The sequence below is a fragment of the Terribacillus saccharophilus genome, from assembly GCF_000725365.1.
Taxonomy (GTDB): domain Bacteria; phylum Bacillota; class Bacilli; order Bacillales; family Amphibacillaceae; genus Terribacillus; species Terribacillus saccharophilus.
The window spans coordinates 2,174,321-2,196,890 of the sequence record NZ_CP008876.1 but is presented as its reverse complement, the minus strand read 5'-3'; the positions used below and the strand labels follow the sequence as shown (position 1 = coordinate 2,196,890).

Here is a 22,570-nt window from a genome sequence, read left to right as displayed (position 1 = left end):
GGCGTGATGAGTTATCAAGCGTTATACCGTGTCTGGAGGCCAAGGACATTTGCTGATGTTGTAGGTCAGGAGCCGATTATCCGTACATTGAAGAATGCCATCATGCAGGATAAGTTCTCGCATGCCTACTTGTTTTCCGGTCCGCGTGGTACAGGGAAGACAAGTGCGGCGAAGATCTTTGCAAAGACCATCAACTGTGAACATGCACCGGTAGAGGAAGCGTGTAACGAGTGTGCGGCTTGCAAAGGAATACAAGATGGATCAATTGCGGATGTAATCGAAATTGATGCAGCGTCTAATAACGGTGTCGAACAAATACGAGACATCCGGGACAAAGTGAAATATGCTCCTAGCGCGGTCAAATATAAAGTGTATATTATCGATGAAGTTCATATGCTCTCGATTGGAGCATTTAATGCACTTCTCAAGACATTGGAAGAGCCACCGAAACATGTGGTCTTCATCTTAGCGACAACAGAACCGCATAAGATTCCGTTGACAATCATTTCCCGATGTCAGCGTTTCGATTTTAAACGTATCAACCAGCAGGCGATGGTAAGCAGGATGCAGGAGATTCTCGAGAAAGAGCAAATCACAGTATCTGATGATGCAGTCGAGTCAGTTGCACTAGCGGCAGAAGGCGGAATGCGGGATGCGCTCAGTTTGCTCGACCAGGCAATTTCCTACAGTGAAGATGTTGTGGAGCTTGCGGATGTGCTTGCTGTTACCGGTGCCGTTTCTCAGGATAGACTAACAGAGGTTATCAGGGCTTGTGCCAGACAAGATGTACAAGCAGCACTTGAACAAGTTGATCTGCTGATACAGGATGGAAAGGATCCGGGGCGTTTCGTTTTTGATCTTATCTATTACTTACGGGATTTACTGATGTTCCAAAGTGCACCTGGTATGGAAAACATATTGGAACGCGTGCTGGTAGATGATAGTTTCAAACAGCTGGCGGAGGAAGTGGATGCTTCTTGGATCCAGGCAGCAATTGTAGAACTGAATCGTTGTCAGCAGGAGATCAAATGGGCAAACAGTCCGAAGGTTTTTGTTGAGATTGCGATTTTGCACATTGCAGATCAAAGTGCTCCGACAGCGAGTGTGGAAGCCGAAGCTGTGCAGCAGCTGACACGTAAGATTTCTCAGCTGGAGCAGGAATTGAAACAATTGAAATTGCAGCCGCAATCAGCAGCAGCTCCTGCCGAACAGCCTAAACGTCCAGTACGAACAGGCAGCAAGAATAGCTATCGTGTTCCGTTCGAACGCATACGCCAAGTATTATCAGAAGCAACAAAGGATGAATTGAAGCTGGTTGCCGAGCATTGGGCAAGCTTTATGGATGCCCTTAAGCGGCAGAGTGCTCCTGCACATGCTACGATTTTAAACAGTAAGCCAAGAGCAGCATCGCAGAATGCACTTATTATAGGTTTCAAATATGAGATCCACTGTTCACTTGCCTTGGAGCACAAAGACACGATAGAATCATTACTAGCAGAACGGATCGGACACCAAATTATGGTCATACCGGTTCCGGAGGCAAATTGGACAGAACTTCGGGAGGACTTCCTGAAAAATCAGAAGCAGCAGGATTCTTCTGAGGATGGAAAGCAAGAGGAAGACCCGATTATCGCTGAGGCCAGGAAACTGGTCGGAGATGACTTACTCGAAATAAAAGACTAATAACCAAATTCAAGGAGGGATTTTTCCATGCGTGGTGGTGGGAATATGAACAATATGATGAAACAGATGCAGAAAATGCAGAAGAAAATGATGCAGGCTCAAGAAGAGCTTCATGAAATGACTTTCGAAGCAACTGCAGGCGGCGGTGCTGTAAAGGTAGTCGCTAATGGTAAAAAGGAGATTACTGATGTAGTCATCCAGGAAGAAGTAGTAGATCCGGATGATGTGGAAATGCTCCAAGATCTTATTATTTCTGCAACAAATGAAGTATTGAAGCAAGTTGATGAAAAATCCAACCAAACAATGGGACAGTTCACGAAAGGGTTACCTGGAGGAATGTTCTAGGAGGCAACTAAATAAATGTATTATCCCGAACCGATTTCGAAGCTGATAGACAGTTTTACTAAATTGCCTGGAATCGGACCAAAGACTGCCGTGCGTCTTGCTTTTCATGTACTTAGTATGAAAGAAGATGACGTCATGGATTTTGCGAAGGCATTAATCAATGCCAAACGTGAATTGACCCACTGCAGTATCTGCGGTCATATCACCGATCAGGATCCTTGTAGTATTTGTCAGGATGAAGCAAGAGACAGCTCTCTTATTTGTGTTGTACAGGATCCGAAAGATGTCATCGCTATGGAGAAGATGCGTGAATTCAATGGGAAATATCATGTATTGCACGGAGCTATTTCTCCGATGGATGGTATCGGACCTGAAGATATCAATGTCCCGTCCCTATTGAACCGCCTGAAGGATGAAGAAGTGAAGGAATTGATCCTAGCTACCAATCCGAACATAGAAGGCGAAGCAACAGCTATGTATATATCTAAACTAGTCAAACCATCTGGTATACGAACAACAAGGATTGCACACGGCCTGCCAATGGGTGGAGATCTGGAGTATGCAGATGAAGTCACCCTGTCCAAAGCGATGGAAGGCAGAAGAGAACTGTAAAGCAGGTGAGATAAATGGCTGGCAGAAGATTGAAGAGATCTGATGTGGACAAAGAGTTGTTAGCTGATATATTCAAGATGAAAAACGATTGGGTGAGCATCCAATCTATAATAGAGAGAAGTGTCGATGCAAGTGAAATGGGGCAGTATGATTTACAGGTGGCGCAAGCCAAGTATCTTTTCATGCTTCGTGAAGCAAGACACCGAAACTTAAGCGCATTGCGTACCTAACGCAATGCGTGTTCTTTTTTCTTGTCCGTACTCATAGTGTAGAAAACAGGACAAGTTAAAGGAGAGATGAGATGTGTCGTATGCAATAATCGGTGTACTGTTGGCTGTAGTAGTAGTCTTACTTATTTCAGGAACCTCAGGCAAGCTGTTTAGTTTAATGCTCAAAGGTTCAGTTAGGCTTATTCTTGGTGTCTTTCTACTATTTCTATTTAATGTAGTAGGAGCACTTGCCGGACTACACATCCCGATAAATGCCGCAACAACAGTATTGGTAGGCGTATTAGGCATTCCGGGAATAGCTTCTCTGGCAGCAATTCAATATTTTTTGTTATAAAGTATTGCAGTGTTCCCTAATTCATGATATATTATTCAAGTCGCTTCGGAACGGAGCTGACAGCAACAAAAAAACATGTTGACAACGAAAGTTAAAACATGATATGATGTTCTAGTCGCCAAATGAGCGGCAGAACGAAATTGATCTTTGAAAACTGAACAAAACAACCAATTACGAATTAAACGACAAGATCGTAAGATCAACGTCAGCTCTAACGAGCAAAAGCATCAAAACTTTCATGGAGAGTTTGATCTTGGCTCAGGACGAACGCTGGCGGCGTGCCTAATACATGCAAGTCGAGCGCAGGAAACCAGATGACCCCTTCGGGGTGATTCTGGCGGAATGAGCGGCGGACGGGTGAGTAACACGTGGGCAACCTGCCTGTAAGACTGGGATAACTTCGGGAAACCGGAGCTAATACCGGATAGTATTTCCTTTCTCCTGATTGGAAATGGAAAGACGGTTTCGGCTGTCACTTACAGATGGGCCCGCGGTGCATTAGCTAGTTGGTGGGGTAATGGCCCACCAAGGCGACGATGCATAGCCGACCTGAGAGGGTGATCGGCCACACTGGGACTGAGACACGGCCCAGACTCCTACGGGAGGCAGCAGTAGGGAATCTTCCGCAATGGACGAAAGTCTGACGGAGCAACGCCGCGTGAGCGATGAAGGCCTTCGGGTCGTAAAGCTCTGTTGTTAGGGAAGAACAAGTACGAGAGTAACTGCTCGTACCTTGACGGTACCTAACCAGAAAGCCCCGGCTAACTACGTGCCAGCAGCCGCGGTAATACGTAGGGGGCAAGCGTTGTCCGGAATTATTGGGCGTAAAGGGCTCGTAGGCGGTTTCTTAAGTCTGATGTGAAAGCCCACAGCTCAACTGTGGAGGGTCATTGGAAACTGGGGAACTTGAGTGCAGAAGAGGAGAGTGGAATTCCACGTGTAGCGGTGAAATGCGTAGATATGTGGAGGAACACCAGTGGCGAAGGCGACTCTCTGGTCTGTAACTGACGCTGAGGAGCGAAAGCGTGGGGAGCAAACAGGATTAGATACCCTGGTAGTCCACGCCGTAAACGATGAGTGCTAGGTGTTAGGGGGTTTCCGCCCCTTAGTGCTGAAGTTAACGCATTAAGCACTCCGCCTGGGGAGTACGGCCGCAAGGCTGAAACTCAAAAGAATTGACGGGGGCCCGCACAAGCGGTGGAGCATGTGGTTTAATTCGAAGCAACGCGAAGAACCTTACCAGGTCTTGACATCCGCTGACAATCTTGGAGACAAGACGTTCCCTTCGGGGACAGCGTGACAGGTGGTGCATGGTTGTCGTCAGCTCGTGTCGTGAGATGTTGGGTTAAGTCCCGCAACGAGCGCAACCCTTGATTCTAGTTGCCAGCATTAAGTTGGGCACTCTAGAGTGACTGCCGGTGACAAACCGGAGGAAGGTGGGGATGACGTCAAATCATCATGCCCCTTATGACCTGGGCTACACACGTGCTACAATGGATGGTACAAAGGGCAGCAAAGTCGCGAGGCTAAGCAAATCCCATAAAACCATTCTCAGTTCGGATTGCAGGCTGCAACTCGCCTGCATGAAGCCGGAATCGCTAGTAATCGCGGATCAGCATGCCGCGGTGAATACGTTCCCGGGCCTTGTACACACCGCCCGTCACACCACGAGAGTTGGTAACACCCGAAGTCGGTGAGGTAACCTTTTAGGAGCCAGCCGCCGAAGGTGGGATCAATGATTGGGGTGAAGTCGTAACAAGGTAGCCGTATCGGAAGGTGCGGCTGGATCACCTCCTTTCTAAGGATAATTGGAACTACTACTTCGTAGTAGACATCGTGATTGGTTGTTTGTTCAGTTTTGAGAGATCAATCTCTCTTGTGAACCTTGAAAACTAGATAAGAAACAACAATGCCAAAACATCAAACTTTAAAGCCGACAATTATTGTCGCGATTTATAGATTTATCATGCGTTATTAGTTAAGTGAAGAAGGGCGCACGGTGGATGCCTTGGCACTAGGAGCCGATGAAGGACGGGACTAACACCGATATGCTTCGGGGAGCTGTAAGTAAGCTTTGATCCGAAGATTTCCGAATGGGGGAACCCGCTATCCGTTATTGGATAGTACGTATTACTGAATACATAGGTAATACGAGGCAGACCCGGGGAACTGAAACATCTCATTACCCGGAGGAAGAGAAAGCAAATGCGATTTCCTGAGTAGCGGCGAGCGAAACGGAATTAGCCCAAACCAGAAGGCTTGCCTTCTGGGGTTGTAGGACACTCCTTTGGAGTTACAAAGAAACCATATAGACGAAGCGGCTTGGAATGGCCCGCCATAGAAGGTAAGAGCCCTGTACTTGAAATGTGGTTTCCTCCGGAGTGTATCCTGAGTACGGCGGAACACGTGAAATTCCGTCGGAATCCGGGAGGACCATCTCCCAAGGCTAAATACTCCCTAGTGACCGATAGTGAACCAGTACCGTGAGGGAAAGGTGAAAAGCACCCCGGAAGGGGAGTGAAATAGATCCTGAAACCGTGTGCCTACAAGTAGTCGAAGCCCGTTAATGGGTGACGGCGTACCTTTTGTAGAATGGACCGGCGAGTTACGATCCCCTGCAAGGTTAAGTTGTATAGACGGAGCCGCAGCGAAAGCGAGTCTGAATAGGGCGATATAGTAGGTGGTCGTAGACCCGAAACCGTGTGATCTACCCATGTCCAGGGTGAAGGTCAGGTAACACTGACTGGAGGCCCGAACCCACGCACGTTGAAAAGTGCGGGGATGAGGTGTGGGTAGGGGTGAAATGCCAATCGAACACGGAGATAGCTGGTTCTCTCCGAAATAGCTTTAGGGCTAGCCTCAAAGGATGATGGTTGGAGGTAGAGCACTGATTGGACTAGGGGCCCTCATCGGGTTACCGAATTCAGTCAAACTCCGAATGCCAATCAATCTACTTTGGGAGTCAGACCATGGGTGATAAGGTTCATGGTCGAAAGGGAAACAGCCCAGACCGCCAGCTAAGGTCCCAAAGTGTGTGTTAAGTGGAAAAGGATGTGGCGTTGCTTAGACAACCAGGATGTTGGCTTAGAAGCAGCCATCATTGAAAGAGTGCGTAATAGCTCACTGGTCGAGTGACGCTGCGCCGAAAATATACCGGGGCTAAACACACCACCGAAGCTGCGGATTGACATCTACGATGTCAGTGGTAGGAGAGCGTTCTAAGGGCAGTGAAGGTCGATCGTGAGGACGGCTGGAGCGCTTAGAAGTGAGAATGCCGGTATGAGTAGCGAAAAAAGAGTGAGAATCTCTTTCATCGAAAGCCCAAGGTTTCCTGAGGAAGGCTCGTCCGCTCAGGGTTAGTCGGGGCCTAAGCCGAGGCCGAAAGGCGTAGGCGATGGACAACAGGTTGATATTCCTGTACCACCTAAATCCGCTTGAACGATGGGGGGACGCAGGAGGATAAGGAAAGCGCGCTGCTGGTTATGCGCGTCCAAGCCGTGAGGAAGTTGAGCAGGCAAATCCACTCAACACTAATTCCAGGCGGTTATGGGGAGGGAAATTTAGTACCGAAGTTCCTGATTTCACACTGCCAAGAAAAGCCTCTAGTGAGGAAATAGGTGCCCGTACCGCAAACCGACACAGGTAGGCACGGTGAGTAACCGAAGATGATCGGGAGAACTCTCGTTAAGGAACTCGGCAAAATGACCCCGTAACTTCGGGAGAAGGGGTGCTTCTTTTAAGGAGAAGCCGCAGTGAAAAGGCCCAAGCGACTGTTTAGCAAAAACACAGGTCTCTGCAAAGCCGTAAGGCGAAGTATAGGGGCTGACACCTGCCCGGTGCTGGAAGGTTAAGGGGAATGGTTAGGGACTTCGTCCCGAAGCTGTGAACCGAAGCCCCAGTAAACGGCGGCCGTAACTATAACGGTCCTAAGGTAGCGAAATTCCTTGTCGGGTAAGTTCCGACCCGCACGAAAGGTGCAACGACTTGGGCACTGTCTCAACGAGAGACCCGGTGAAATTATACTATGCGTGAAGATGCGCATTACCCGCGACAGGACGGAAAGACCCCGTGGAGCTTTACTGTAGCCTGATATGGAATGTTGGTACAGCTTGTACAGGATAGGTGGGAGCCTTAGAAGCCGGAGCGCTAGCTTCGGTGGAGGCATCCGTGGGATACCACCCTGGCTGTATTGACATTCTAACCCAGAACCGTTATCCGGTTCGGAGACAGTGTCAGGTGGGCAGTTTGACTGGGGCGGTCGCCTCCCAAAGAGTAACGGAGGCGCCCAAAGGTTCCCTCAGAATGGTTGGAAATCATTCGTAGCGTGCAAAGGCAGAAGGGAGCTTGACTGCGAGACCTACAAGTCGAGCAGGGACGAAAGTCGGGCTTAGTGATCCGGCGGTGCCGTATGGAAGGGCCGTCGCTCAACGGATAAAAGCTACCCCGGGGATAACAGGCTTATCTCCCCCAAGAGTCCACATCGACGGGGAGGTTTGGCACCTCGATGTCGGCTCATCGCATCCTGGGGCTGTAGTCGGTCCCAAGGGTTGGGCTGTTCGCCCATTAAAGCGGTACGCGAGCTGGGTTCAGAACGTCGTGAGACAGTTCGGTCCCTATCCGTCGTGGGCGTTAGAAGTTTGAGAGGAGCTGTCCTTAGTACGAGAGGACCGGGATGGACGCACCGCTGGTGCACCAGTTGTTCCGCCAGGAGCATAGCTGGGTAGCTACGTGCGGAAGGGATAAGTGCTGAAAGCATCTAAGCATGAAGCCCCCCTCAAGATGAGACTTCTCATCATTTTAAATGAGTAAGATCCCTCAGAGACGATGAGGTAGATAGGTTCGAGGTGGAAGCGTGGTGACACGTGCAGCTGACGAATACTAATCGATCGAGGACTTAACTAAACTTAAGTCAACGCCAAAGTCCAAGCACTCCGGTGCTTGGCCGCATGAGATGTCTGGCAAGACATGTTTCTTATCTAGTTTTGAGGGTTCATTCAAATTGAATTCTTGAATTGTCTGGTGGTAATAGCGAAGAGGTCACACCTGTTCCCATGCCGAACACAGTAGTTAAGCTCTTCAGCGCCGATGGTAGTTGGGTTCGCCCTGCGAGAGTAGGACGTTGCCAGGCAAGATGAAATCCCTGATCCTTATTAGATCAGGGATTTTTATTTCTTTTTTTATAATAAAGTGTTGCATTGTACTCTAATACGTGGTATATTATTGGAGTCGCTTCGGAACGGAGCAGACAGCAATAAAAAAACATGTTGACAACGAAAGTTAAAACATGATATGATGTTCTAGTCGCCAAATGAGCGGCAGAACGAAATTGATCTTTGAAAACTGAACAAAACAACCAATTACGAATTAAACGACAAGATCGTAAGATCAACGTCAGCTCTAACGAGCAAAAGCATCAAAACTTTCATGGAGAGTTTGATCTTGGCTCAGGACGAACGCTGGCGGCGTGCCTAATACATGCAAGTCGAGCGCAGGAAACCAGATGACCCCTTCGGGGTGATTTTGGCGGAATGAGCGGCGGACGGGTGAGTAACACGTGGGCAACCTGCCTGTAAGACTGGGATAACTTCGGGAAACCGGAGCTAATACCGGATAGTATTTCCTTTCTCCTGATTGGAAATGGAAAGACGGTTTCGGCTGTCACTTACAGATGGGCCCGCGGTGCATTAGCTAGTTGGTGGGGTAATGGCCCACCAAGGCGACGATGCATAGCCGACCTGAGAGGGTGATCGGCCACACTGGGACTGAGACACGGCCCAGACTCCTACGGGAGGCAGCAGTAGGGAATCTTCCGCAATGGACGAAAGTCTGACGGAGCAACGCCGCGTGAGCGATGAAGGCCTTCGGGTCGTAAAGCTCTGTTGTTAGGGAAGAACAAGTACGAGAGTAACTGCTCGTACCTTGACGGTACCTAACCAGAAAGCCCCGGCTAACTACGTGCCAGCAGCCGCGGTAATACGTAGGGGGCAAGCGTTGTCCGGAATTATTGGGCGTAAAGGGCTCGTAGGCGGTTTCTTAAGTCTGATGTGAAAGCCCACAGCTCAACTGTGGAGGGTCATTGGAAACTGGGGAACTTGAGTGCAGAAGAGGAGAGTGGAATTCCACGTGTAGCGGTGAAATGCGTAGATATGTGGAGGAACACCAGTGGCGAAGGCGACTCTCTGGTCTGTAACTGACGCTGAGGAGCGAAAGCGTGGGGAGCAAACAGGATTAGATACCCTGGTAGTCCACGCCGTAAACGATGAGTGCTAGGTGTTAGGGGGTTTCCGCCCCTTAGTGCTGAAGTTAACGCATTAAGCACTCCGCCTGGGGAGTACGGCCGCAAGGCTGAAACTCAAAAGAATTGACGGGGGCCCGCACAAGCGGTGGAGCATGTGGTTTAATTCGAAGCAACGCGAAGAACCTTACCAGGTCTTGACATCCGCTGACAATCTTGGAGACAAGACGTTCCCTTCGGGGACAGCGTGACAGGTGGTGCATGGTTGTCGTCAGCTCGTGTCGTGAGATGTTGGGTTAAGTCCCGCAACGAGCGCAACCCTTGATTCTAGTTGCCAGCATTAAGTTGGGCACTCTAGAGTGACTGCCGGTGACAAACCGGAGGAAGGTGGGGATGACGTCAAATCATCATGCCCCTTATGACCTGGGCTACACACGTGCTACAATGGATGGTACAAAGGGCAGCAAAGTCGCGAGGCTAAGCAAATCCCATAAAACCATTCTCAGTTCGGATTGCAGGCTGCAACTCGCCTGCATGAAGCCGGAATCGCTAGTAATCGCGGATCAGCATGCCGCGGTGAATACGTTCCCGGGCCTTGTACACACCGCCCGTCACACCACGAGAGTTGGTAACACCCGAAGTCGGTGAGGTAACCTTTTAGGAGCCAGCCGCCGAAGGTGGGATCAATGATTGGGGTGAAGTCGTAACAAGGTAGCCGTATCGGAAGGTGCGGCTGGATCACCTCCTTTCTAAGGATAATTGGAACTACTACTTCGTAGTAGACATCGTGATTGGTTGTTTGTTCAGTTTTGAGAGATCAATCTCTCTTGTGAACCTTGAAAACTAGATAAGAAACAACAATGCCAAAACATCAAACTTTAAAGCCGACAATTATTGTCGCGATTTATAGATTTATCATGCGTTATTAGTTAAGTGAAGAAGGGCGCACGGTGGATGCCTTGGCACTAGGAGCCGATGAAGGACGGGACTAACACCGATATGCTTCGGGGAGCTGTAAGTAAGCTTTGATCCGAAGATTTCCGAATGGGGGAACCCGCTATCCGTTATTGGATAGTACGTATTACTGAATACATAGGTAATACGAGGCAGACCCGGGGAACTGAAACATCTCATTACCCGGAGGAAGAGAAAGCAAATGCGATTTCCTGAGTAGCGGCGAGCGAAACGGAATTAGCCCAAACCAGAAGGCTTGCCTTCTGGGGTTGTAGGACACTCCTTTGGAGTTACAAAGAAACCATATAGACGAAGCGGCTTGGAATGGCCCGCCATAGAAGGTAAGAGCCCTGTACTTGAAATGTGGTTTCCTCCGGAGTGTATCCTGAGTACGGCGGAACACGTGAAATTCCGTCGGAATCCGGGAGGACCATCTCCCAAGGCTAAATACTCCCTAGTGACCGATAGTGAACCAGTACCGTGAGGGAAAGGTGAAAAGCACCCCGGAAGGGGAGTGAAATAGATCCTGAAACCGTGTGCCTACAAGTAGTCGAAGCCCGTTAATGGGTGACGGCGTACCTTTTGTAGAATGGACCGGCGAGTTACGATCCCCTGCAAGGTTAAGTTGTATAGACGGAGCCGCAGCGAAAGCGAGTCTGAATAGGGCGATATAGTAGGTGGTCGTAGACCCGAAACCGTGTGATCTACCCATGTCCAGGGTGAAGGTCAGGTAACACTGACTGGAGGCCCGAACCCACGCACGTTGAAAAGTGCGGGGATGAGGTGTGGGTAGGGGTGAAATGCCAATCGAACACGGAGATAGCTGGTTCTCTCCGAAATAGCTTTAGGGCTAGCCTCAAAGGATGATGGTTGGAGGTAGAGCACTGATTGGACTAGGGGCCCTCATCGGGTTACCGAATTCAGTCAAACTCCGAATGCCAATCAATCTACTTTGGGAGTCAGACCATGGGTGATAAGGTTCATGGTCGAAAGGGAAACAGCCCAGACCGCCAGCTAAGGTCCCAAAGTGTGTGTTAAGTGGAAAAGGATGTGGCGTTGCTTAGACAACCAGGATGTTGGCTTAGAAGCAGCCATCATTGAAAGAGTGCGTAATAGCTCACTGGTCGAGTGACGCTGCGCCGAAAATATACCGGGGCTAAACACACCACCGAAGCTGCGGATTGACATCTACGATGTCAGTGGTAGGAGAGCGTTCTAAGGGCAGTGAAGGTCGATCGTGAGGACGGCTGGAGCGCTTAGAAGTGAGAATGCCGGTATGAGTAGCGAAAAAAGAGTGAGAATCTCTTTCATCGAAAGCCCAAGGTTTCCTGAGGAAGGCTCGTCCGCTCAGGGTTAGTCGGGGCCTAAGCCGAGGCCGAAAGGCGTAGGCGATGGACAACAGGTTGATATTCCTGTACCACCTAAATCCGCTTGAACGATGGGGGGACGCAGGAGGATAAGGAAAGCGCGCTGCTGGTTATGCGCGTCCAAGCCGTGAGGAAGTTGAGCAGGCAAATCCACTCAACACTAATTCCAGGCGGTTATGGGGAGGGAAATTTAGTACCGAAGTTCCTGATTTCACACTGCCAAGAAAAGCCTCTAGTGAGGAAATAGGTGCCCGTACCGCAAACCGACACAGGTAGGCACGGTGAGTAACCGAAGATGATCGGGAGAACTCTCGTTAAGGAACTCGGCAAAATGACCCCGTAACTTCGGGAGAAGGGGTGCTTCTTTTAAGGAGAAGCCGCAGTGAAAAGGCCCAAGCGACTGTTTAGCAAAAACACAGGTCTCTGCAAAGCCGTAAGGCGAAGTATAGGGGCTGACACCTGCCCGGTGCTGGAAGGTTAAGGGGAATGGTTAGGGACTTCGTCCCGAAGCTGTGAACCGAAGCCCCAGTAAACGGCGGCCGTAACTATAACGGTCCTAAGGTAGCGAAATTCCTTGTCGGGTAAGTTCCGACCCGCACGAAAGGTGCAACGACTTGGGCACTGTCTCAACGAGAGACCCGGTGAAATTATACTATGCGTGAAGATGCGCATTACCCGCGACAGGACGGAAAGACCCCGTGGAGCTTTACTGTAGCCTGATATGGAATGTTGGTACAGCTTGTACAGGATAGGTGGGAGCCTTAGAAGCCGGAGCGCTAGCTTCGGTGGAGGCATCCGTGGGATACCACCCTGGCTGTATTGACATTCTAACCCAGAACCGTTATCCGGTTCGGAGACAGTGTCAGGTGGGCAGTTTGACTGGGGCGGTCGCCTCCCAAAGAGTAACGGAGGCGCCCAAAGGTTCCCTCAGAATGGTTGGAAATCATTCGTAGCGTGCAAAGGCAGAAGGGAGCTTGACTGCGAGACCCTACAAGTCGAGCAGGGACGAAAGTCGGGCTTAGTGATCCGGCGGTGCCGTATGGAAGGGCCGTCGCTCAACGGATAAAAGCTACCCCGGGGATAACAGGCTTATCTCCCCCAAGAGTCCACATCGACGGGGAGGTTTGGCACCTCGATGTCGGCTCATCGCATCCTGGGGCTGTAGTCGGTCCCAAGGGTTGGGCTGTTCGCCCATTAAAGCGGTACGCGAGCTGGGTTCAGAACGTCGTGAGACAGTTCGGTCCCTATCCGTCGTGGGCGTTAGAAGTTTGAGAGGAGCTGTCCTTAGTACGAGAGGACCGGGATGGACGCACCGCTGGTGCACCAGTTGTTCCGCCAGGAGCATAGCTGGGTAGCTACGTGCGGAAGGGATAAGTGCTGAAAGCATCTAAGCATGAAGCCCCCCTCAAGATGAGACTTCTCATCATTTTAAATGAGTAAGATCCCTCAGAGACGATGAGGTAGATAGGTTCGAGGTGGAAGCGTGGTGACACGTGCAGCTGACGAATACTAATCGATCGAGGACTTAACTAAACTTAAGTCAACGCCAAAGTCCAAGCACTCCGGTGCTTGGCCGCATGAGATGTCTGGCAAGACATGTTTCTTATCTAGTTTTGAGGGTTCATTCAAATTGAATTCTTGAATTGTCTGGTGGTAATAGCGAAGAGGTCACACCTGTTCCCATGCCGAACACAGTAGTTAAGCTCTTCAGCGCCGATGGTAGTTGGGTTCGCCCTGCGAGAGTAGGACGTTGCCAGGCAAGATGAAATCCCTGATCCTTATTGGATCAGGGATTTTTTATATTGCGGAATGAAGTTGATGAGAGAATTTCCACTGAGGCTCCACCTCTTGAATTTCAAATCGATGAATGGCTTTGATTAGCTGAATATAAAGCTCCTGCTCCATGTCTTCTTTCCATGCATATGGTGCAGAACTGCTCAGTTTCCGAATCTTTGGCTGAAATCGGATAAGCATAGTTTCCAGTGCAGCTTTATCTTCAGCTTTTGCTTTAATTGTAAGTTCAAGTAATGTGTTCATTATTAATTTCCTCCTTTTTGAATTTGTTCTATTAGCGCCTGCAGTGTTTGCTCCAGGCGCTTAATGTTCTGCTCAAGACGTATGAGCAAATAAAATGAGACTACTATAGGAAAGCCAAGGTTACCAATCATAGAAATAATGGTTTCTGTTGTCATGGCGCGTCTCCTTTCGGAAAGACTGAACGGAGTTTCCTAAGTGCAGATTGAATTGACTTTGAAACAGCTTGCTGGGAGATGTCCAGTTTTTCAGCAATTTCAGTATGAGTTAGCTGATGGATGAAATGAAGCTCTAAATATTGTTTCTGTTTATTAGGCAAGTCTTGAATAGCAGTTAGAAGAAGAGGGTCATGAATGGCCTGTTCCCAGTTGTACACTGTCTGATCTTCCTTGGCTACAAGCATCTCTTTTTTGCTGGTTTCTTGTTCTTCGCTTGCTGGCTGATCAAGGACAGCTAATTCTCTCCCTTGAAGTATCGTTGCTTGTTTGCTGTAATTTCTCGCATAATAACTCAGTGTCATCGTAAGATAATTGGTTAATTGTATTTCTGTATAAAATTGCTGAAAAGCAGAATTAAGCTTTTTTAGGTTTTCCTTCGAAGGATAACGTTCTGCTTGTTCGTAAACGATGCGGTGCTGTTCTTCTTTCAGGAATCCTTGCATTAAGGCTGCATTTGGATGAAATTTTCCTTGTTCGGGTTTTTCCTTGCTGCACATCATTATGTTCCCCCTTTCAACCAAAAACGAACATATGTTCTATATTAGTGTAAAAAAAATGAGCCTTTTTGAAAAGACTTTTTCGCATAGTCCCAACCTGCTTGTCCATTTGCTCTGCCTGTTGCAGTTTTCATAAGCAAGTTTCCTATTCCCCTATAGTTTATAAAAGGGAATCAGTACCTCGTATGACAACGTCAATACGTACAAAGCGTACAAACAACATCTCTGCCTGTTGAACATAAACTTAGATTACAAGATTAGCAGGTATGAAGTTCGTTAGTTTAGGAGAAACTAACCTAACGGAGGTGGAGAATGTTGAGCAAAAAATGCTTATGTGGTATTTGTGACCAGGAGAAACAAGAAGGCATACATCTTTATCGTTTATTTATCTGCAGAGAATGTGAACAGAAAATTGTCCAAACAGAACCGAAGGAAGTACAATATCACTATTTTGTGAAGAAACTTCGTAACTTAAATCAAATGACATTTCACTAAAGCCTAAGCCAGGCTTTTTTCTTTTTGTATGTGTGCGTATAATAAGTAAAAAAGCTCAAAGGAAGAATATAATGAATCAGTTAGATACGCCACTATATGACAGGTTGGTACAGTTCGCTAAACAAGATCCAATATCGTTCCATGTGCCAGGACATAAACATGGCATGCTATTTGAAAAGGATTCACTCTTTCGAACCGCTGCATTACTCGATCAGACGGAGCTAACGGGGCTGGATGATCTGCATGCTCCTGAAGGGGTTATAGCAGAAGCGCAGGAATTAGCAGCCTCTTTTTTTGGTGCAAAGCATTCACGGTTCTTAGTCAGTGGAAGTACAGTCGGAAATGTAGCGATGATTCTCGGAACCATCAAAAGAAATGAAATAGTTCTCGTACAGCGTAACTGTCATAAATCGATACTGAACGGATTGGAGCTCGCTGGAGCAAAGCCTGTCTTTTTGGCCCCTGTCTATGATGAAGAGAAAGAGAGATATACACACCCTGCTCAGGAAACAATAGAGGTAGCAATTAGAAGGTATCCGGAGGCAAAAGCACTCATATTGACGTATCCGGACTATTTCGGCACAGTATTCGATTTGAAAGAAATCGTTAAGAAGGCTCATGCGAGCAGAATACCTGTTTTAGTAGATGAGGCCCATGGAGTGCATTTAAAGACTAGCAAGACCCTTCCTCTAAGCGCATTAGAGGCTGGAGCAGATGTTGTCGTTCAGTCCGCTCATAAAATGGCGCCTGCATTCACGATGAGTTCCTATCTTCATCTGAATAGTGAATTTATCTCCATCTCTTCCGTTGATCGTTACTTGCGAATGCTACAGTCCAGCAGTCCTTCTTATTTGCTGCTTGCTTCACTGGATACAGCCAGGAAGTATCTGGCTACTCGTACAGCGAAGGAAATGGATACGCTTCATACCGCTGTTAATGCTTTTCGAAAACTGCTTTCTGCGTCGAATCTATGGGAAGTGGAGAGCCAGGATGGTGATTGGCTGAAAATTGTATTGCGTGTAAAGCCGGATTATCAGCCAAGACAGCTTGCCAATATGCTGGAGTCATCCGGTATCTATCCGGAATTAATAACAGACCGGCATATCTTGCTTGTTCATGGATTAGAAGCACTATCAGATGACGATTTGGATCGTGTCAGAACAGCTATGAAAGATATGAAAGCACCAGCTTCTATCAGCCCTGTCCAAGCAGTACATCTCTTCTCTGAGCCGATACAGGAGCTTGCAGTAAGCTATGCTGAGATGGAAGAGCAGCAGTCTGTCTTTATAAATTGGGACGGAGCTGTCGGCTGTATCGCAGCAGAATCAATTATTCCTTATCCGCCAGGAATACCAGTACTGGCAAAAGGAGAAATCGTTACAAAACAGCATGTGGAAATGATACAATTGTGGAAGAATAGCAGCATCTCTTTTCAAAATGAACATATTGAAGAAGGGATGCTTACGTATAGAGGCATAAACGAAGGAGAATGATTTTGACAGGATTGTTTATTACGCTGGAGGGCGGAGAAGGTGCGGGCAAGACGTCCGCAGTACCGCTATTGACAGCTCGTTTAGAAGAACAAGGCTATCAAGTGCTTGCCACACGTGAGCCGGGCGGGATCGAGATAGCGGAGGCAATCCGTTCAGTTATTCTGGACCCAGCTAATACGAGCATGGATGGCCGTACAGAAGCACTGCTTTATGCAGCTGCCAGAAGACAGCATCTGGTGGAAAAGGTGTGGCCAGCGCTGAAAAAGGGAATGATCGTACTATGCGATCGTTTTGTGGACAGCAGTTTGGCTTATCAGGGTCATACACGTGGTCTTGGGATGGAGGAAGTGATGGAGATCAATCGATTTGCTGTTGAAACTACCATGCCGGATTTGACATTATTTTTTGATATATCCCCAGAAGCAGGATTAGCACGAATTTCGGAGAATAAAGGTAGAGAACAGAATCGGTTGGACTTGGAGGCACTATCCTTCCATGAAAGTGTCTATGAAGGGTACCAGATCCTTCGGGAACAATACAAGGACCGCTATGTGACACTTGATGCTTCCAAACCGCTTGCTGAAGTAGCTGAAAATGCTGCGCAAGCGATCATGGCTTTTTTGCAAGATAAAGAAAAGTGATGGTAAAGATATGGAGGAGGAAATAAGATGAAACTAGTATTAGCAATTATTCAGGATAAAGACAGCAACAGATTGACAGATGCACTCGGAGATCAGAATTTCAAGACGACTAAGCTATCCACTACTGGTGGTTTCCTGAAAGCAGGGAATACGACGCTTATGGTTGGTTGTGAGGATGATCAAGTCGATGATGTGCTTGATATTATCAAGGACAACTGCAGTCAGCGCAATCAGATGGTGGCGCCGATATCTCCAATGGGTGGCAATGCGGATTCCTATATCCCGAACCCTGTTAAAGTAGAGGTTGGCGGAGCTACTGTTTTCGTACTTCCTGTCGATTCCTTTATAAAGTTCTAAACAAAGGAGACAATACCGTTGAAAATCGGTCCGGATTTACGTGCACAGCTCGATGCTGCACGTAAGAATACGACACAGGCACCAGCTGAGCCGAAAAGGTTTCAGGATCTGGTGCAGTCCCAAAGCAGGAAACTGCAGGGACAGGAACTGCAGCAGCTGATCACGGATATTACCAAGCAAGGGGAACGGCTGGCGCGTACGCGTTCATTCCGGGAACTTGCTTTGTATAAACGTAAGATTAAGAAGTTCATGGAAGATGTAAAGGACAACGGGATGGAGCTGCATCATGAGCATTCCTGGAACCAGCATGGATCCAGGAAGCTCACGACGGTGCGCTTGATCGATGAGAAGCTGATGGAGCTGACGGAAATCCTGATGGATCAGGAGAAGCAGCAAATCGGTGTCCTCGGTCTCATCGGTGAGATCAAAGGGCTCCTTTTCAATCTTTATACGTGAAGTAACTGATAAAGGAAGAACGTTATGTTAAATTGGGCTGAAATGTCTATAAAACAGCCTGTTGTCAGTAAGATGCTCGTCAACAGCCTGAAACGCGACCGTATTTCTCATGCCTACATATTCCAAGGATCGCGTGGAACTGGCAAATCAGCGTTAAGCCGCTTATTTGCCAAGAGTATCTTTTGTAAAAACCTCAAGGACGCAGAGCCTTGTAATGCATGTAAGGATTGCCGCCGCATCGATTCTGGCAACCATCCGGATCTCCATTGGATCATACCAGATGGTGCCTCTATAAAAAACGATCAGATTCTCCAGCTTCAAAAGGAATTTTCCTATACCGGTATGGAATCCGATCGCAAAGTATACGTAATGGAAGACGCAGATAAAATGACAGCCAATGCATCCAATCGCCTGCTCAAGTTTCTCGAGGAACCTGGTGCTCATACAACAGCGATTCTTTTGACGGAAAATAGTCAGGCATTGCTTCAGACAATTCAATCCAGATGTCAGATACTCGCACTGCAGCCTTTGCATGAAGGACAGTTCGAGGAATTGCTGATTTCGGAAGGTTTGCCGCAATCTTCTGCCCGACTTTTGTCCCAGCTGACGCAGAATTATGAGGAAGCAATGGAGATTTCCGGTCAAGAGTGGTTTGCTAAAGCGCGAAAACTAGTGGTACAATTAGTAGAAGTGCTGGAAACCAGGCCTAACGAAGCGCTTTTGTTTATCCATAGTCAATGGATGCCTGTGATGAAGGATCGCGAGCTGCAGCAGCTGGCGTTACATCTGCTATTATTGTGGTTTAAAGACATTATCTATCTTTATGCTGACAGGCCGGATTCCATTATCTATATACAGGAGAAAGACAGGCTTGAAAACAGCCTTCGCCATTGGACGAGGCAGCGGGCTACTGATAGCTTGCAGTCCGTTATGGAAGCGAAACGCCAATTAGACCAGAATGTCCATCCTGCACTTGTTATGGAAAAATTAACACTTCAGATGCAGAGGTGAATGGGTAGATGCAAGTCATTGGTGTCCGTTTTAAAAAGGCGGGTAAAATCTATTACTTCGATCATGGCAATCTTTCGGTTGCTTTGGACGATTATGTTATTGTAGAGACTGTTCGCGGCGTAGAATTCGGACGAGTTGTGCTTGCAGATAAGCAAGTGGATGAAGAGGATGTCGTCCTTCCTCTGAAAAAGGTAATTCGTATCGCAACAGACAAAGATAAATTTACCGTAGCGGAAAATACAGAGAACGCTGCGCAGGCACATAAGGTTTGTGAGAAGAAGATTCGAGAGCATAAGCTTGACATGAATCTGGTCGAAGTCGAATATACCTTCGACCGTAATAAAGTCATCTTTTACTTCACAGCAGACGGCCGGGTCGATTTCCGGAACCTGGTGAAGGATCTGGCTGCAGTCTTCAAGACTAGAATTGAACTTAGACAAATTGGAGTGCGAGATGAAGCGAAGCTGCTAGGCGGTATTGGTCCTTGCGGCAGAATGCTTTGCTGCTCCACTTTCCTGGGTGATTTTGAGCCGGTATCAATCAAGATGGCAAAGGATCAGAATCTATCGTTGAATCCAGCGAAGATTTCCGGTCTGTGCGGACGGCTGATGTGCTGTCTGAAGTATGAAAATGATGAGTATGAAGAGGCGAAACGTGAGCTTCCGGATTTAGGTGAAGCGATTCGGACTTCTTACGGATCGGGTAAGGTAGTCGGCTTGAACATTTTGGAACGGTTGATTCAGATTGAAGTGCCGGAAAAGGAACGGGTTATTGAGTATACCTTAGATGAACTGATCGAAGAAGGAGTTATCTCAACGCAAGCCATGGAATAATGGGGTGGAGAGACGGTGAACAAGAAGGAAATACTGGAGCATGTCACACAGATGGAAGAGCAAATCGGACAGCTGTACAAGCAGTTGGGCGATGTTAAGGGTCATGTAGCGGAGCTATTGGAAGAGAATAACCGTCTGACGGTAGAAAACCATCACCTGCGCAATCGTCTAGATGGCCAAGCTGAACAGGAACAGAAAGCTGGCAGCAAAGGCTCACCGTCCAAGGATGCACAGATTGGCGAAGGATATGATAACCTGGCGCGTTTATATGAAGAAGGTTTCCATATCTGTAATGTGCATTTCGGCAGTCCGAGACGTAACGAAGATTGCTTGTTCTGTTTGACGTTCTTGAATAAGAATAAATGATGTGGCGGCCTTTCTTACGATTTAGTAGGGAAGGTCCTTTTTTGTAAAAAAATAAGAAGGGAATTAAGTGTATGGTGGAATTAAAAGGGGATGAGCGGCTGGATTACCTGCTTGCTGATGAAAACATGCGGATTATCCAGAGTCCAACTGTATTTGCCTTTTCATTGGATGCAGTGCTCCTGGCTCATTTTGCATCGATCCCAATTTCGAAAGGAAGAATATTGGATTTATGCTCTGGTAATGCTGTGATCCCTTTATTGCTCAGCAAAAGGACAAAAGCACAGATAACAGGTGTCGAGATTCAGGAGCGCCTCTATGATATGGCAGTAAGAAATGTTGCGTTAAATGAGCTGGAAGATCAACTGGAGATGATACATGGTGATCTGAAAGAGATGCCAGCTGTTTTAGGGAACGGGCCTTTTGATGCTATTACATGTAATCCTCCTTATTTCAAGACCCCAAGCAAAAACGAGCAGAATCTGAATGAGCACTTGACCATTGCTCGTCATGAAATTATGTGTACGTTGGACGATGTTATACTAGCATGCCGAAAACTCGTAAAACCAGGCGGTAAGGTCAGCCTGGTTCATCGCCCGGATCGCTTACTCGATATTGTCACCAGTATGCGGGAACAAAAAATTGAACCAAAACGGATGCGGCTTGTCTATCCGAAGCCTGGGAAAGAAGCGAATATCCTTCTTATAGAAGGTGTCCGTAATGGGAATCCTGGATTGAAGATTCTGCCGCCGCTTTATTCTCATAAGCAAGGTGGAGGATATACAGAAGAATTAGAGGAAATCGTGTATGGCAGTAAATGAGCATATAGTTTATATGCTGAAATGTAAGGATGGAAGTCTGTATACTGGATATACAAATGCGCTCGCAAAACGCTTGAAGCAGCATGCTTCTGGCAAAGGAGCAAAATATACAAAGGGCAGGGGTCCGTTCATCCTTGTTTATATTCGAGGTTTCGATACTAGACAAGCTGCTCTCCGAGAGGAATACAGGATCAAGCAGCTTCCGAAACAACGAAAATGGGATCTTGTCCAGGAAGGAGGCAAACCGTATGCAATCACAGAAAAGCTTTGAAGAACATCAGACAGGCACATTGTTCATCATTCCGACGCCAATTGGAAATCTGCAGGATATTACGATAAGAGCATTAGAGATTTTGAAACAAGTACATACTGTCGCAGCAGAGGATACACGGAATACGAAGAAACTGTTCAATCATTTTGAGATTCTTACACCGCTGATCAGCTACCATGAGCACAATCGGAAAGCACGAGAGCAGATGCTTCTCGATTTGCTGGAAGAGGGGAAAGATGTTGGTCTGGTTAGCGATGCTGGTATGCCGGCAATTAGTGATCCTGGCCAGGAATTAGTTCAAGCAGCGGCAGCAGCTGGTTATCCAGTCGTCGTACTGCCTGGTGCAAATGCAGCGCTTGTCGCATTAGTTGGGTCAGGTCTTTCCACAGATTCATATCAATTTTATGGATTCCTGCCGCGGAAAAAGAAGGAATTAACAGGAGAGTTAGAGAAGCTGCGAAAAGTGGCGGCAACTCTGCTCTTTTATGAAAGTCCGCACCGCTTGAAGGAAACTCTCGCAGCCTTACAGGAGGTTTTTGGAAACAGAAGAATAGCGCTAGGCAGAGAACTGACAAAGCGATATGAAGAGTTTCTGAGAGGAACTATACAAGAAGCAATGGAATGGGCTTCCTCTGAAACAGTAAGAGGCGAGTTCTGCCTTGTTGTAGAAGGAGCTTCAGAAGCGGAGCAGTTTGAAGAAGTTCAGGCTTTTTGGCAGGATATGAGTGTGCAGGAGCATGTCGATTGGTATATAGAAAATGAAGATTTACCCTCAAAGCAAGCGATTAAGCAAGTAGCTGTAGATCGTCAGCTTCCTAAACGAGACGTGTATCAAGCTTATCATGTTGAATAAAAAGAAAAACCGCTCCAGACCGGAGCGGTTTTTTATTATTTGTTCAAACGTGTTTGGATTTCGTTGATTAGCTCTTCTGCACCTTCGCGGCTAAGAACTAGTTTACCGTTAGCCAAAGACAAGTTGTCATCGGAGATCTCACCAGTAATATGGCAAGTCATGTTTGGTTTGTATTTTTTAAGAATGATGCGGTCATCATCTACGTAGATTTCCAAAGCATCTTTCTCGTTGATTCCTAGTGTGCGGCGCAATTCAATTGGAATAACAACTCTTCCCAATTCGTCGACTTTACGTACAATACCTGTTGATTTCATATAATGTTTCTCCTCTCGGGTGTTTATATATGTTTATTCGTCATTATTCGACAATTTAACTATTGCTTATCGTACCAGTGATTGACATAAGTGTCAATTCAAAAATCTTGCATTTTAGCATGTTGCTGCCAGCAAAAACAACTTAAAGGAAAT

The 22,570-nt window shown here is 47.4% G+C and carries 20 protein-coding genes and 6 rRNA genes; 22 read left to right on the top strand and 4 right to left on the bottom strand.

What is annotated here, in order from left to right:
- Positions 1-6 precede the first annotated feature (6 nt).
- From dnaX to rrf (GZ22_RS11110), 11 genes are all read left to right on the top strand, one after another.
- Positions 7-1,683, top strand: coding sequence for a DNA polymerase III subunit gamma/tau (gene dnaX / locus GZ22_RS11160; RefSeq protein ID WP_038562534.1), 1,677 nt, complete (start codon positions 7-9; stop codon positions 1,681-1,683).
- 27 nt (positions 1,684-1,710) lie between these two features.
- The gene (locus tag GZ22_RS11155) at positions 1,711-2,028 is read left to right on the top strand and encodes a YbaB/EbfC family nucleoid-associated protein (RefSeq protein WP_038562530.1); all 318 of its coding nucleotides are present in this window, start codon (positions 1,711-1,713) and stop codon (positions 2,026-2,028) included.
- A gap of 15 nt (positions 2,029-2,043) precedes the next feature.
- Positions 2,044-2,640 carry a recombination mediator RecR gene (gene recR, locus GZ22_RS11150; RefSeq protein WP_038562527.1) on the top strand — a complete coding sequence of 199 codons (597 nt, stop codon included), beginning with the start codon at positions 2,044-2,046 and terminating at the stop codon, positions 2,638-2,640.
- Positions 2,641-2,654: 14 nt separating this feature from the next.
- Positions 2,655-2,870 carry a YaaL family protein gene (locus GZ22_RS11145; protein WP_038562524.1) on the top strand — a complete coding sequence of 72 codons (216 nt, stop codon included), beginning with the start codon at positions 2,655-2,657 and terminating at the stop codon, positions 2,868-2,870.
- Positions 2,871-2,943: 73 nt separating this feature from the next.
- Positions 2,944-3,204, top strand: a complete 261-nt coding sequence (locus GZ22_RS11140) for a pro-sigmaK processing inhibitor BofA family protein (RefSeq protein ID WP_038562521.1) — start codon at positions 2,944-2,946, stop codon at positions 3,202-3,204.
- A 235-nt stretch (positions 3,205-3,439) separates the two neighbouring features.
- A 16S ribosomal RNA gene (locus GZ22_RS11135) occupies positions 3,440-5,002 on the top strand.
- A 178-nt stretch (positions 5,003-5,180) separates the two neighbouring features.
- A 23S ribosomal RNA gene (locus GZ22_RS11130) occupies positions 5,181-8,106 on the top strand.
- A gap of 113 nt (positions 8,107-8,219) precedes the next feature.
- Positions 8,220-8,332: ribosomal RNA gene (gene rrf, locus GZ22_RS11125) — 5S ribosomal RNA — on the top strand.
- 293 nt (positions 8,333-8,625) lie between these two features.
- A 16S ribosomal RNA gene (locus GZ22_RS11120) occupies positions 8,626-10,188 on the top strand.
- A gap of 178 nt (positions 10,189-10,366) precedes the next feature.
- Positions 10,367-13,293, top strand: a 23S ribosomal RNA gene (locus GZ22_RS11115).
- A 113-nt stretch (positions 13,294-13,406) separates the two neighbouring features.
- Positions 13,407-13,519: ribosomal RNA gene (gene rrf, locus GZ22_RS11110) — 5S ribosomal RNA — on the top strand.
- Together the 16S, 23S and 5S rRNA genes form the textbook arrangement of a ribosomal RNA operon.
- A 38-nt stretch (positions 13,520-13,557) precedes the next feature.
- Here rrf (GZ22_RS11110) and GZ22_RS11105 read toward each other — a convergent pair.
- From GZ22_RS11105 to GZ22_RS11100, 3 genes are read right to left on the bottom strand one after another with little or no spacing between them, the layout of a single operon-like run.
- Entirely contained in the window at positions 13,558-13,797 is a 240-nt protein-coding gene (locus tag GZ22_RS11105) for a helix-turn-helix domain-containing protein (RefSeq protein WP_038562518.1), read from the bottom strand.
- 2 nt (positions 13,798-13,799) lie between these two features.
- Positions 13,800-13,952, bottom strand: coding sequence for a YvrJ family protein (locus GZ22_RS18260; RefSeq protein WP_084160723.1), 153 nt, complete (start codon positions 13,950-13,952; stop codon positions 13,800-13,802).
- Entirely contained in the window at positions 13,949-14,512 is a 564-nt protein-coding gene (locus tag GZ22_RS11100; RefSeq protein ID WP_038562515.1) for a sigma-70 family RNA polymerase sigma factor, read from the bottom strand. The genes GZ22_RS18260 and GZ22_RS11100 overlap by 4 nt, the downstream gene beginning before the upstream one ends.
- Positions 14,513-14,821: 309 nt before the next feature.
- Between GZ22_RS11100 and GZ22_RS11095 the strand changes: the two genes are divergently transcribed.
- The 11 genes from GZ22_RS11095 to rsmI all read left to right on the top strand — a co-directional run bounded on the left by GZ22_RS11095 (position 14,822) and on the right by rsmI (position 22,103).
- The gene (locus GZ22_RS11095) at positions 14,822-15,004 is read left to right on the top strand and encodes a sigma factor G inhibitor Gin (RefSeq protein WP_038562512.1); all 183 of its coding nucleotides are present in this window, start codon (positions 14,822-14,824) and stop codon (positions 15,002-15,004) included.
- 71 nt (positions 15,005-15,075) lie between these two features.
- Positions 15,076-16,497, top strand: a complete 1,422-nt coding sequence (locus GZ22_RS11090; protein ID WP_038562509.1) for an aminotransferase class I/II-fold pyridoxal phosphate-dependent enzyme — start codon at positions 15,076-15,078, stop codon at positions 16,495-16,497.
- Positions 16,494-17,138: a dTMP kinase gene (tmk, locus tag GZ22_RS11085; RefSeq protein ID WP_038562507.1), complete on the top strand. Its 645-nt coding sequence runs from the start codon at positions 16,494-16,496 to the stop codon at positions 17,136-17,138. Before GZ22_RS11090 ends, tmk begins: the two co-directional genes overlap by 4 nt.
- A 27-nt stretch (positions 17,139-17,165) precedes the next feature.
- Positions 17,166-17,495, top strand: coding sequence for a cyclic-di-AMP receptor (locus GZ22_RS11080; protein ID WP_038562504.1), 330 nt, complete (start codon positions 17,166-17,168; stop codon positions 17,493-17,495).
- An 18-nt stretch (positions 17,496-17,513) separates the two neighbouring features.
- On the top strand, positions 17,514-17,951 hold the full coding sequence (locus GZ22_RS11075) for a YaaR family protein (RefSeq protein ID WP_038562501.1): 438 nt from the start codon (positions 17,514-17,516) through the stop codon (positions 17,949-17,951).
- 24 nt (positions 17,952-17,975) lie between these two features.
- On the top strand, positions 17,976-18,962 hold the full coding sequence (gene holB / locus GZ22_RS11070; protein ID WP_038562498.1) for a DNA polymerase III subunit delta': 987 nt from the start codon (positions 17,976-17,978) through the stop codon (positions 18,960-18,962).
- Between the two features lie 8 nt (positions 18,963-18,970).
- Positions 18,971-19,795 carry a PSP1 domain-containing protein gene (locus GZ22_RS11065; RefSeq protein WP_038562495.1) on the top strand — a complete coding sequence of 275 codons (825 nt, stop codon included), beginning with the start codon at positions 18,971-18,973 and terminating at the stop codon, positions 19,793-19,795.
- Between the two features lie 15 nt (positions 19,796-19,810).
- Complete coding sequence (gene yabA / locus GZ22_RS11060) at positions 19,811-20,161, top strand: DNA replication initiation control protein YabA (RefSeq protein ID WP_038562492.1); 351 nt, start codon at positions 19,811-19,813, stop codon at positions 20,159-20,161.
- Between the two features lie 71 nt (positions 20,162-20,232).
- Positions 20,233-20,979 carry a tRNA1(Val) (adenine(37)-N6)-methyltransferase gene (locus GZ22_RS11055; protein WP_038562489.1) on the top strand — a complete coding sequence of 249 codons (747 nt, stop codon included), beginning with the start codon at positions 20,233-20,235 and terminating at the stop codon, positions 20,977-20,979.
- Entirely contained in the window at positions 20,966-21,250 is a 285-nt protein-coding gene (locus GZ22_RS11050) for a GIY-YIG nuclease family protein (RefSeq protein WP_038562486.1), read from the top strand. The genes GZ22_RS11055 and GZ22_RS11050 overlap by 14 nt, the downstream gene beginning before the upstream one ends.
- Positions 21,228-22,103: a 16S rRNA (cytidine(1402)-2'-O)-methyltransferase gene (gene rsmI / locus GZ22_RS11045; RefSeq protein WP_038562483.1), complete on the top strand. Its 876-nt coding sequence runs from the start codon at positions 21,228-21,230 to the stop codon at positions 22,101-22,103. Before GZ22_RS11050 ends, rsmI begins: the two co-directional genes overlap by 23 nt.
- 35 nt (positions 22,104-22,138) lie before the next feature.
- On the opposite strand, the gene GZ22_RS11040 is transcribed toward rsmI, so the two are convergent.
- Complete coding sequence (locus GZ22_RS11040; RefSeq protein ID WP_038562480.1) at positions 22,139-22,417, bottom strand: transition state genes transcriptional regulator AbrB; 279 nt, start codon at positions 22,415-22,417, stop codon at positions 22,139-22,141.
- Between the last annotated feature and the right edge of the window lie 153 nt (positions 22,418-22,570).